Below are 11,110 nucleotides of genomic sequence, written 5' to 3' on the forward strand. Positions count from 1 at the left end.
CCTATAGTCTACACCGTAGTGTTGACTATAGGCAACAGTTTAGGGGTGCTAAAAGCTTAATTCTGAGTACGGCTTCCGGGGCCGACCCGCTGCGGGGTCGGCCCCGAACTAATTGGGGCAGTTACACGTTCGCTTCGTTGCGTGGCCGGGCCGTGACACGGCGGGCTATCTCGATGATCCTCAGTGCCGCCTCGTGCTCGGCATCGTTGGTCGCCAAGTCGCTCTCGATGATCCGGTCCCAGTGGTCGCACGCTGCGGCGAGCTCGTCAAGCTCATCGGGCACCTGCTGCTCTCCTTGCGTTGTTTCCGGGTAGTCCACGAACTCGAGCTCGGCCTCCGCAAAGGTCCACCAGTGCACGCCTTTGACCGCGTACCGTCCGTCAGGCAAGACTGTCGCCTCCCAGACTTCGGTGTCGTCGGCGTCACGGTCGCGGAATCGAATGCGCCGCAACTGGTCTGCTGCGGCCTCCTCGAAGGTCGTCGTGTTCCGGTTCACATAACCGACAATCTCGTCGACGATGGCCCGTTCCTCGTCGGTGAGGGCGCGTTCGCGGGGGTCGGCGCCGGTTCCCATGTACCACGCGGTTTTCGCGTGCCACAGCTTGACGTAGGTGCCGTCGGTGCAGGCCTGCTCGGCTGCGCGTTTGGTGGTGAAGCGGTCGATGACTGCTCCGTCGGCGGCGCGGACGTGCCAGGTGCGGGCGTCGACCTTGTGCACGGTCCAGGTGGCCGGCGGGTTGGCGAAGTGCCAGCGGGCGCACTTTTCGAACGCGGCGAGGGACATGGTGATCAGTTCCTTTCGGTGGTGGGGCAGTGGCAGGTGGCGCCGCGGTGGCGGCGGCAGTCATCGAGTGCGGCAGCGGTCAGCGCGGCGATATCGGCGTGGTTGTCGGCGGTGTCGGCCCAGCCGTGCAGCTCGGCGTAGTCGGTTGCGGCGGTGTAGATTCCGACGGCCCAGCCGACGGTGCGCCCAGCTCGGCAGGCGCGGACACGGTGCAGGTAGGGCGACAGTGGGCCGCCCTGGTCGGAGACCTGGATGCGGTAGCCGCCCTCCAGCACAGCACCGGAGACGATGAGCTGGCAGCCGCCCCCGGAATCGGTGACGTGCCAGTCGGCGGCGAGCAGCTTTGACAGGGCCATCAGTGTCTGGCCGTATCCGCGTGCCCCGTGCGGGGAGTCGTAGTCGATGTCGGGGTCGATCGTGCACATGACGTCAGTGGGTGCTCTCGCGGATCGCGTATGGAGCCTGGGCGTAGGCCTGCTCGGCACTCGCGCGTTCGGCGGCGCTGAGGTCGTCTTCGTAGAACGGGGTGTTGAGGATCGCCGCGGCGGCATAGGCGGCGGCATCGAGCCGGCGTTCGAGTTCGGATGCGTCCAGTTGCCATTCCAGTTGCGGTCCAATGCCGTTCTGGAGGACGAGGTTGATGTCGGAGGGGTCGACGGGCTCGGTGAGTGCCATTGTTGGGGTCCTTCGGGTGCGATGGGGGAGAGGATGAGTCGGGCGTGGTTCAGGCGTGGTCGCGGCCCGGATCGGTGTGGTGGGAGACGTGGGCGCGGGCCGTGTCCAGGAAGGTCAGTAGTGCCTCGCGGGTGCCGATGAGGGCGAGGCCGTCGCCGTCGGAGTTGACGAGATTGGCTTGCCAGATGGGCGGGTACGGCGGCTGAGGTTTGGCCGCGTGGAGGTAGTCGCGGCGGTCGTGCTTGTCCGCTGGTCGCATCTCGGCGAGAGCTGTGTGGGCGTGTCCCCATTCGAGGTGGTTGCTCATGATGGTCCTTCGTGGTGTCGGGTGATGGTGATCGGGGTGCGGCGGTCGGAGGTGATGAGGCGTTGTGGGTCAGCCGAACCGAAGCAGATCGGTGACGCGTAAGTGGACGTAGAGCAAGCCGTTTGGGCCGAGGTCTGCCAATTCGGGGGAGTGGTCGATCTTTGCGCGGTGCTCGGGTGAGAGCTCCTGAAAGCTGGTGACGTGGTGGATTTTTCGGGCAGCGATCAGCTCCAGGATGTGGCGGTGAACCTGCCGGGCCAGAGTGTCCACGGTCAGCCAGAAGTCGAGACCGTATCCGGTGACGGCGGGCAGGACGTCGTGCTGCACGCGAGTGACGCGGACGAAGGTGTGATTTTCGGTAACGTACCTGACGCGCGCAAGTGGGCCGCTGTCCTCGGTGGCAGCGGTATCGAATGGGGCGACGGTGGCGACGTAGGTGGTTGTCGTCATGGCGTACTCCTTTGGTGTGTCGGGTATTTGGTGACTGTCAGAGCGTGAACAGGTCGAGTTGTTCGGCCTGTTCGTCGAGGCGCAGGGCGCGGCGCAGGATGTCTTTGGTAATGGCCCGGAGTCGGTCTGCTTCCAGGTAGTGCGCGTGGTCTTCGTCTTCAGTGGGGTGGTAGCGGGTGCACGGGCCGCTATGGGCGTTCGGCGCGATGTGGGCATGGGGGCAGTGGCACCAGCCGAGGGTGCGGTTACGTTCCGTGGTTTCCTCGTCTCTGGCGGCGATGAGTTCGTCGCGAATGGAGGTCGGCAGGCTTCGGGCGTAGGCGTTGATCTGCGCTTTGGTGACAACTACCCGCACGTCGCCGTGGCCGGGTGAGACGACTTTGCCGTTGCGTGTTTCGTAGGCGGTCATCCATTCCGGGCCGCCAGTGGGGGGCTTATGGTTGTACCCCCCGGCCATGGACTGCATCAGGTGGTCGGTGCCGGTGGAGTCGATCAGGCAGTCGCGGATCGTCCATCCACCGATGAAATAGAGCAGCCATCGCTGGTCAGTGGTGAGATCGCTCATTTGGCTGAGGCCTTCCCTTCCGGCGTGTTGCCTATAGTCTACATCGCGCTGTAGACTATAGGCAACAGCTGAAGTGGAATGAAAGATGCGAAATGGCCGCAGCAACAAACACTCTCAGGGACACGCCCGGTCACCATGATCGACTCGGCGGCCTTGATCAGAGCGAACCCGCACCAACGGTGGTGGCGTCCTTTGGGCTGGGCCTGGACTCCACCTCAATGCTCGTGCGCTGGATGACCGACCCGACGTCGAGGGACTTCGATTTGTCCGAATTGGCAGTGGTATCGGCGATGACCGGACACGAGAGCCAGGCCACCATCAGCGCGATGTCCCGGTTGATCATCCCGATGCTCGCAGCCCACTCGGTGCGGTTTGTTCAGGTGGCCCGCGCGCAGCGCCGAACCACACGCGCGGGAGCCGGCGTCGTCGTCCTCGACGACTCGCGCTCGCCGTCACGCCTGCATTCCGACGGCGTCTACACCCTGGGCGACGAAATGCTCGCTGCGGCAACACTTCCCCAGCTGGGCGGCAAACGACTGTGCTCGGTGCATGCCAAGGGCGACGCCCTCGATCCGGTGATCGCTCGAATCACCAAAGGCCACAGGTACCGTCACGCCGTGGGCTTCGAAGCCGATGAGCGGTCGCGCTCGGACAAGGACCGCCTACACGACACCGATCTGCGGGTCGGCTGGTACCCCTTGCAAGATTGGGGCTGGACCCGCCGCGACTGCGCTCAATACGTACTGGATGTACTCGGCGAAGAAATCCCGAAATCGTGTTGCGGCTTCTGCCCTTTCGCTATGAGCAGCGCAGCGGGCCGGGATCAGGTCATCAGCCGCTACCGGCGCGAACCGCACCTAGCGGCAGACGCACTGTTCCTGGAATACGTTGCACGCAGCATTAATCCGTCCCAAACCTTGATCGTCGGCAGCAGCGCTGCGGACCTGGTCGCCGATGCAGAACTCACCGAGGCGCTGGCACTCTTTCAGTCCCGGCTGGACTCCGCTGAGTGGTCCCTCTACGAGGTACGCCGGGTTGTCCGGCGTGCACGGAATGGCACAGGGATCACAGCGCGCGCGCTCGACGTCCTGGCCACCGGCACACGCACGGCCATGGCTGATCAACTCGCGGCCCAGCCTGGCGAGCGAGTGGTCGGGGCCGACGGCATCGTGCGCCACATCCTGCGGGACCGGTCCGATGGCGACGCCGATCATCTGTTCGTCGCGGCCCCCGCCGGGCCGCAATCCAAGAAGCGCGGCGGATTTGAGCAATGGTGGCAGGAGGCGACCGGTGAAGGACTGTTCTGAGTTCGCGATCGACACCCTGGACCGTAGACTATGTGCTACATCAGCACCCAGAAAGCAGGTCCGAATGTCCGACGATGACGACCCCGCCGTCCTGGAGCGCCTGGGCGCGAAGATCAAGGCCCGACGCGAAAAGCTGGGCCTCGCGCAAGGTGTTCTAGCTGAACGCGCCAACATCCACCGGACCTACGTCAACCAGGTCGAAAACGGGCGTCGGAACATCACAGTCGGCCTCCTGGCACGCATTTCGGCCGCCCTGGGTACGACTCCGGCGGCCCTGACGAAGGGCATCCTGTCGGAAGCCACCGAGGAATCCGATCAGTAAGGCGCCTAAAGTGGCTCTGACCCCGACATCGGGGCAGAAACGAGGTGGCAACCGTGCTCCCGTTAGCCTGTGTCAGCTCAACCAGTAGAGCGGTAGTTGCTCCCAGTTTTTGGTGATCCAGTCCAGCTGCATCCGGTTGCTCTCAGCGGCGGATCGGTCTTCCCAGGTGTCGATGCGCTGCGAGAACCAGGCGACCCAGTCATTGGGTCTGCCTCCGGCGGCGAGACCAGCCAGATAGGACGCGCACGCGCGGTCGCGGTGCACGATGTGAAGGTTGGTCTGCTGTCTCAGAAGATTGAAGGTGGCAACGTCCGACCCGTACTCCTCCCGGCGGACCATATCCGCAAATTTGTCGGAGGGGCCTGGCGCTAAGTGCAGAAAGATCTTCGATCGAGTCTCCAGCGCGTGGTGCTGCTGTGCGGCCTTTTGGATGTAGTCCTGGACCAGCAGCGCCCGGGTGGTGGCGAACCATGATCCCAACGCCTCGTCCCAGCTCGCCGACGCGGCCGGCTCCCACGCGGCGACAGGCAGCTGCCGCACTTCTTCAAGGGCAAGGGCGGCCACGTCCGGGGGGCAACCGGTGGGACTGGTCAGTCGGTCCCGCCAGTCGAGCGCGAGAGTTCCGCCGCGGGCCGCCTCAAGTGCCTGTCCAAGTAGCTGACGGACCCACAAGTTGTGGAGGAACGTGGTGAGCCCGTTTATCACCTCTTGCGCCCTGTGCTCGTACTCGTTCATCGGTGTCCGATTCTTTGCGGGCTGGTCGGCGGTGTGACGGAATCGCGTTGCGGCAGTATCCACTCGGATACCGGCCGGCACCGAATGCGCAAACGGTCACCGACAACCATCTTCATCACGACCTCGACTCCGGCCACGTAGCGGGGTGCGGCAGCCAGCGGAACGCGAGATTGTGGAACCTGCCCTGGCGGTCCACCAACGGCCGTGCAAATGTCCGGACCGGCGGTTCGAGGTCCTGCTCGATGTGCGGCGCGACATCGGTCCAGCGGTAGGTGAATTGGTCAGCAACGTATCGCGCAGCGACTTTCACCGCTTCCTCGCGCGGCACCATCCATGCCAGACGGAACCAGGCGGTGCGATCGTTGAGCGGCTCTCCGTCCTGTGTGCACGGGTAGTGCTGAACCCACAGTGTGCCGCTGTCGATTTCAGGTTCAACCCATGTCCAAGCATGCGCGGCATAGTGGCGAACGTGCTCAGCTTCGCTCAACTGATTGTCGTTCGGATCGGGGTAGCTGACGCGGTCGACGATGGTGAGCCTTCCGGTCCGATCATCGATTTCGGCGCGGTGGACGACCTTCACCTCGCCGTTCGCGAAGCCGACGCGCGCTGGTTCGAACGCGGTGCTGGCGGGGGCTGTTTCTCGGCTATCGGTGATCATCTGTTCCTCGGCCTTCGGTGCGGTGCGGTGAATCGCGGCGTAGTGCGTTCTATTTTGGCGCAAGGGACTGACAGACCCGGGTGACGACGGCGGCGAGGGCGGTATCGCCGCGCCGGGTCAGGATGGTGTGAACGTCCTGGGGTGAACAGTCCAGCCTTGTGGCGATACTGCGTAGCGTGATCCTCTTCGTCCCGAGAACGAGCTCGAGCAGAGGCTCGCCGGTGGTGCCCGCGGGAATGCGGCGGGCAGTGAGCGTCTCTTTGGCGGTGTCGAAGATCAGCACCACGGTGTCGCCGATCTGCGCGCCGTGGGACTTGGCGAGTGCGCGAATAGTTCCGAGGCGTGGCCCGTTGGTGCTCCACAGCGGCCAAATCATCGCGACGTCTCCGGCAGTTGTGCCGAAGTTCCGCCGCACGCCGGGTTGCACTCCCGCGCCGGCTGCGGTGGCCGCCGGAATTTGGACCGCGGAGCCGCGCAACAGCTCGCTCGTGACAGGTAGGGCGAGTCGAATGGTATTGCCGTGCTGGAAGGTTCCGCGTGCGGTGTTCCAGTGAGGCTGGGCCGGCAAGGGGTCATCGTCACGACGGCGGCGTAGAGTGCCGTCTTCGGAGATGAAGGCCAGGGATGCCATGTATCCACGCACGGACGATTCGGCAACATCGGGCACTGCGGCCAGAATGTCAGCGACCAGGTCAGCGCTGCGTACGCGGCCCCCGGCCGCGTCGATGCGGCGGCCGATCTCGTCGACAACGCCCTGATACTGGACCGTTCCCCACGCCCGCAAGGCCCAGGTGGTTCTCGATGCCCGGACGAAGCGGTCGTCGGTGTACAGCGTTCCCATGAGCGTCTCCAGTGTCAGCGCCTGGCGGCCGATCATCGCGTGAATGTCCGCGCCAGTCATCGGCTTGCCCATCGCGTGCAAGACCGCTTCGGCCTGCTCACCTGACGTCGAACCCCACTGCACGCAGACACCATTGAGGCGGCGCAGGCTGAAGAAAGTGCCGAGAAACGTCGGGACGACGGCAGCGGGCATGCCCGCTTCGACGAGCTTCGCGGTGAGTGTCTTGTCCGTTTGAACGGGGGAAGTGTCGAATGCGCGCGCCACGACGTCGAGCACTCGACGCTGACCGTCGATGGCACGGTTCTCGTGCCAGTCGCCGCGAGGCGCGTACGGTCCGGCGAGATACAGGTACATCTGAGCCTCAGCGCCGTAAGGGTCTAAGCGAAACTCCCTGAGATGGTGGATAACGCGCTGGCTGGGTGTGTAGGGGCCAAGAACAGTCCGCAGAGCGCGGGCGTGGCGGGTCACGTCCTGGTGGGCCGGCTCGGCGAGCATTTCGGCGAACCGGCGTTTGGTGCGGGGCCGGTTGCGCTCGAACCATGCCGGGTCGACGCCAAGATCGGCCGCGACGTCTTCGCGAGGGTGCGGGTCGATCGGGAACACGAGGCGGGTAAGCAGGGTCCGGTCGATTGGACCTAGACGATCGAGGAGGACATGAGCGGCCGCGGGTGCGGTGAGCCGGCGTCGACCTCGGGCTGCGCGGTGTGCGGCGACGGTTTCGATCGCGGCGGCCAGGGTGGCGCGCAGGGTACGTTCGCCAGCTCCAGGAAGGGCCATCAGGTCTTCCATCAGTTCGTCGGCGATGTCAGCCCAGTATGTGTAGCGCGGGCGGTAGGCGGTCGCGGCCCGGCCTGGGAGCCGGGCGTATGGGATGGCTATCGCGCCGATTTCGTCTAAGCCGGGAACGTTGGCCCCAAAGGTGTTGTTGGGTCCAAGCCACTCGATGGGGATCGGCGGCACGGGTGCTTTGGTTCCTTTCGCTATAAGGAGATGCCGCCCGGGCGATTCCGGCGCCGGGGGTCGTGGGGGCCTAGGTGAGGGTGAGCAACCGTGGCTCGGCGCGTATCACCGGGAGCAGCCCGATATCGCACTTGTTGGCCGGGGTGGCGTTGTCGGACATGGGTATGGCTACCATCCGGCGTAGGAGACCAAAAGATCAGCAATTACCCGGCAGCGGGCTTCGTCCAGGTGCGCCGAGATACCGGCAAGGCCTGGGGCGTCGAGCTGGGCCAGCATTTTGCCGCCGGCATCGTCGTTGTAGAAGCTGTACATCGCGGCGAGGAACACCGCCTCGCCGGAGGAAAGGGTGCCAAGGGCGCTCATGACGGCGTCGTAGTCCGGCGCTAGGTCGTACTTGCTCGTGGCTGTCTCGACGTTCGACGTATGGCCGTCGCCGAAATAGAGAGCCCCGGCGATTTGTACGCCTTTGCGCCAAGCCTCGAAAAAGGCCTCTTCGTTGTAATACGCGGTGCTCACCGGGCGTCCTCACTGATTGTTGCGATGATGCGGTCAGCCAGCTCGGCAACGGTGCTGGGCGTGGGTGCATGGTGCGTGTTCGCGCCCACGATCCACGTTGCGGGCTCGTACCGGAGGAAGTAGACGTTGACGTCCACTCCTTGGCCGTGGTCGTCTTCGTCGATTTCGCATACCTGCTCGGTGTCCTCCTCGGTCCCGCTCTCGCGCGCGACCCATCCGCGTGAACGCAGTTCGCTAGCAAGGGATTCCGCCGTTACGCTCGGTAGGGAGTCGTCGGCGCCGGAGTGGTGTCCGCTCCTGAAAGCGGGAGGCACGCCTTCACCGTCAACACAGACCGCCAGGTTGGGATTGAATCGCGAGGGGAGACCTGGGTCGGCGGCTAGAAACTGGCCGATCGTGCCCTGCGCAGGTTCAGTCAACCCCGCTGGGATCATTCGCTTTGACCAACGTGCGTGGGCGGCTTGACCAGTCATTCCCGCTGCCGCACCGATTTTGGCCCAGGTCAGGTTCTGGCGTCGTGCGCTGGCGACAGCGCGGTCGAGCTGCTCCTCGCCGGCACGGACGGCCTCGGCTGCAACACGAATCGCCATCGCTGCGTCAAGCTCGCTGATGTGGTCGCGCCACCATACGTCGTGGGCCGCGGGATTCGCGTCACCGCTGATCACGTCGAGTACGTCCTCGTCGGCGGCGTAGATGCGAAATGCCTTGGGATCATGGCGCGTTGGCGAGGGTACCCGTGTCCAGAGTTGTCGGCTGAACCATCGGTGGTCGGGTGCTTCTGATCCTGACTGGTAGCAATTGCAGGTGACTCGCCAACCGATGACCTCGCCGGCGGGGCGTGTCTGGAACTCGGGCCGGCCGCCGTGGCGGCGGACGGCTTCTTCGCCCCAGGTTCCGTCGCCGTATTGGTCGACGGCCAAGTGTCCGGCCGGGATGCCGATGCCGAAGAGACCGAATGCCCGCTGGCCGTCATCGAATTCGGCCACGAGATAGCCCTCATGCCATTCGCCGCTTCTGCCGCCGGGTGCGTACTCCCATCCCACGATAGGAGTCTACCAACTGCTGTCAAGATATCTTGACGCTGATTTGATCGCCATCAACGGTGCTTGACGTAAGGTGCAGCGCCGCGGACTGCGATCGTTGAGCACCCACTCGGCGAACAGTGGTGCGGGAGTTCGAGGGGCGTCGTTGGCCGGCGGGCCGCGCGGGGGCAGTTGCGCGGTGTAGGTTCTCATCTTTGACTGCATGTCGTCGCGCCCCCGACCGGCGACGATTCCATCTCTCTCACGTCGGATACACCGGGGTTTGTCTCACGAAACGCTGCAATTCCTACAGGCTCTGCGCTGACAGGCCGACTTCACGTGGCCTCTCCCTCGTCGTGTGTCCCGGACTCACCTCTCGGGTGTCAGCACTCGGGTGAGTATCGCGTCGGACGTGCCAAGGAGACGAAGTAGATGTGCTCTGACTACTCGTTCGAGGGTATCGGCAGCGTCGGACAGTTCCCGTCGGTCGTAGGTCTTGTTCCCATGCGACAGATCGTTGCGAACGACGCGAAGCGCATCCAGAGTCGAGGTAATTGAGGGATTGTCCGAACGTACCGATTGCACCAGTGCGCCCTCGGCGAGATGAGGTTCCATGTCGACAGGCAGAGCGCCGAACATTTCGCCGAGCACGGAGTCGAGCCCGACGGGGCGCCGCTTCGCCAAATACTTCTTAACGAATCGGAGGGCTGCGCCGTCCAAGACTTCCTGGCACCTCGTCATGACTGATTCGCGCTCCGTTACGAACGTCGATTGCTGCTCCTCGAATCGCTTCTCGTATCCGCACAGCCCTTCGAGCGCCTGGAGCAGAAGGAGGTACCTCGCTCGTGGGTGCTGATTCCGCCCGACCGCCGTGATGTCGTAGGTGTTGAGGATCGGGTTCTGTTCGGCTTGGAGTGCCTGCCAGCGGCGGAGCAACTCCAGCAGTGACTGGTCGTCGGAGGCAAGGCGTATATCCGAGACGTCCTTGTCCCGCAGCGACCGTGTTGATGTGTAGGGCGTTTGCGCGATCGATGCGTTGAACACCTGGCATTGTCGGCGCCCGTGCGGGCGGTCGTCTCCAACTGTAACTGGTGAGCAGGTCAAGTAGCTGATGTCCACCCGCTTGCCCGTCGCGGCTGCGATGAGCCCCCGCAGCGGCCACGCCCACTGCATCAGGAACTCGACCAGTGGGATAGGTGTGGTGAGCTCCACCGAGACGACGGGACTGAAAGCTAGACCAAAGCTGTACCAGCTGCCGACATCCGCCGAGAGCTGATAGTAGAGCGACACCTCGGCGTCGTCGTCACGCCATGTTTGGAGGCTGCTCTTGTCGATGGTGGCGCTGAACAACGGTTCGTCCTGCTCATACAGGTTGCCATGGGGCATGTGCACCTCCGCAAGAGGGCTTCGTCCCCCGAAGGCTTCGAGATAAGGCACCTGGATCACGCCGCCATCGACCAGAACGGGACCGTCGGTCGGCATCGTGTGCCCCACGAGCGCCGCCCAGGCGTCGAAATACGCGTTAGGTCCTTTATGGGACATGAACCCGTCGCGGCTGCCCTCACCGGAGACGGTGAGGACGGCGTCGATGAGCACGACGTCCAAACCGCCATCGAGTTCGCCGTGCACGAGGGGGTACTTGAAGTGCTGCGGGAACCCAGCTCCCATCGAGTTTCCGCTCCGCGTCCAGTTCACTGGGGCTTTTCCGAAGACCCCGCCGCCGGGCTGCCTGAGCTCTTGCAGGTCAACCTCGCCGGGTACCTGCCAGGTTTCAGAATCGGGAGGCTTGGACAACGTCCATGTTGCCCGATGGGTTCCTGCCTCGATGACCGGCTTCAGCGCCGTTCCCGCCATAATCGCCCCTCTCCCCAGCCAGACTCAGCATAGAAGCTGAACCGTCCCGGGTTTCATGCACCCTCAGGTTTCTGTGATCCGGCCGGTCTACCGGTCACGAGTTGGGAATAGTAG

Annotated in this window: 14 protein-coding genes; 2 read left to right on the forward strand and 12 right to left on the reverse strand. The window is 64.3% G+C overall.

Going from position 1 to position 11,110, the window contains the following annotated elements:
• Window positions 1-121: 121 nt before the first annotated feature.
• From ACJH6J_RS23945 to ACJH6J_RS23970, 6 genes are all read right to left on the reverse strand, one after another.
• A complete protein-coding gene (locus tag ACJH6J_RS23945; RefSeq protein WP_406775370.1) occupies window positions 122-784 on the reverse strand; it encodes a hypothetical protein in 663 nt (220 codons plus the stop codon).
• Between the two features lie 5 nt (window positions 785-789).
• Window positions 790-1,209: a hypothetical protein gene (locus tag ACJH6J_RS23950; RefSeq protein WP_406775371.1), complete on the reverse strand. Its 420-nt coding sequence runs from the start codon at window positions 1,207-1,209 to the stop codon at window positions 790-792.
• A gap of 4 nt (window positions 1,210-1,213) precedes the next feature.
• Window positions 1,214-1,459 (reverse strand): hypothetical protein, encoded by a 246-nt coding sequence (locus ACJH6J_RS23955; RefSeq protein ID WP_406775372.1) that lies wholly within the window; start codon window positions 1,457-1,459, stop codon window positions 1,214-1,216.
• Window positions 1,460-1,508: 49 nt separating this feature from the next.
• Window positions 1,509-1,766 carry a hypothetical protein gene (locus ACJH6J_RS23960; protein WP_406775373.1) on the reverse strand — a complete coding sequence of 86 codons (258 nt, stop codon included), beginning with the start codon at window positions 1,764-1,766 and terminating at the stop codon, window positions 1,509-1,511.
• Window positions 1,767-1,835: 69 nt separating this feature from the next.
• Window positions 1,836-2,216: a hypothetical protein gene (locus tag ACJH6J_RS23965; RefSeq protein ID WP_406775374.1), complete on the reverse strand. Its 381-nt coding sequence runs from the start codon at window positions 2,214-2,216 to the stop codon at window positions 1,836-1,838.
• A gap of 37 nt (window positions 2,217-2,253) precedes the next feature.
• Complete coding sequence (locus ACJH6J_RS23970; RefSeq protein WP_406775375.1) at window positions 2,254-2,781, reverse strand: hypothetical protein; 528 nt, start codon at window positions 2,779-2,781, stop codon at window positions 2,254-2,256.
• Between the two features lie 326 nt (window positions 2,782-3,107).
• Between ACJH6J_RS23970 and ACJH6J_RS23975 the strand changes: the two genes are divergently transcribed.
• A complete protein-coding gene (locus ACJH6J_RS23975) occupies window positions 3,108-4,088 on the forward strand; it encodes a hypothetical protein (protein WP_406775377.1) in 981 nt (326 codons plus the stop codon).
• Window positions 4,089-4,152: 64 nt separating this feature from the next.
• Window positions 4,153-4,410 carry a helix-turn-helix domain-containing protein gene (locus tag ACJH6J_RS23980; RefSeq protein WP_406804629.1) on the forward strand — a complete coding sequence of 86 codons (258 nt, stop codon included), beginning with the start codon at window positions 4,153-4,155 and terminating at the stop codon, window positions 4,408-4,410.
• Between the two features lie 72 nt (window positions 4,411-4,482).
• Here the strand turns inward: ACJH6J_RS23980 and ACJH6J_RS23985 are convergent, their stop codons facing one another.
• From ACJH6J_RS23985 to ACJH6J_RS24010, 6 genes are all read right to left on the reverse strand, one after another.
• Complete coding sequence (locus ACJH6J_RS23985; protein ID WP_406775379.1) at window positions 4,483-5,145, reverse strand: hypothetical protein; 663 nt, start codon at window positions 5,143-5,145, stop codon at window positions 4,483-4,485.
• Between the two features lie 115 nt (window positions 5,146-5,260).
• Entirely contained in the window at window positions 5,261-5,803 is a 543-nt protein-coding gene (locus ACJH6J_RS23990) for a hypothetical protein (RefSeq protein ID WP_406775380.1), read from the reverse strand.
• A 49-nt stretch (window positions 5,804-5,852) separates the two neighbouring features.
• Window positions 5,853-7,604 (reverse strand): hypothetical protein, encoded by a 1,752-nt coding sequence (locus tag ACJH6J_RS23995; RefSeq protein WP_406775381.1) that lies wholly within the window; start codon window positions 7,602-7,604, stop codon window positions 5,853-5,855.
• A 168-nt stretch (window positions 7,605-7,772) separates the two neighbouring features.
• Window positions 7,773-8,120 (reverse strand): hypothetical protein, encoded by a 348-nt coding sequence (locus ACJH6J_RS24000; protein ID WP_406775382.1) that lies wholly within the window; start codon window positions 8,118-8,120, stop codon window positions 7,773-7,775.
• Window positions 8,117-9,163, reverse strand: coding sequence for a hypothetical protein (locus ACJH6J_RS24005; RefSeq protein WP_406775383.1), 1,047 nt, complete (start codon window positions 9,161-9,163; stop codon window positions 8,117-8,119). The genes ACJH6J_RS24000 and ACJH6J_RS24005 overlap by 4 nt, the downstream gene beginning before the upstream one ends.
• A 348-nt stretch (window positions 9,164-9,511) precedes the next feature.
• Window positions 9,512-10,996, reverse strand: coding sequence for a hypothetical protein (locus ACJH6J_RS24010; protein WP_406804630.1), 1,485 nt, complete (start codon window positions 10,994-10,996; stop codon window positions 9,512-9,514).
• Window positions 10,997-11,110 lie beyond the last annotated feature (114 nt).

Origin of the sequence: Mycobacterium sp. SMC-18 (assembly GCF_045310895.1) — a bacterium.
Taxonomy (GTDB): Bacteria; Actinomycetota; Actinomycetes; order Mycobacteriales; family Mycobacteriaceae; genus Mycobacterium.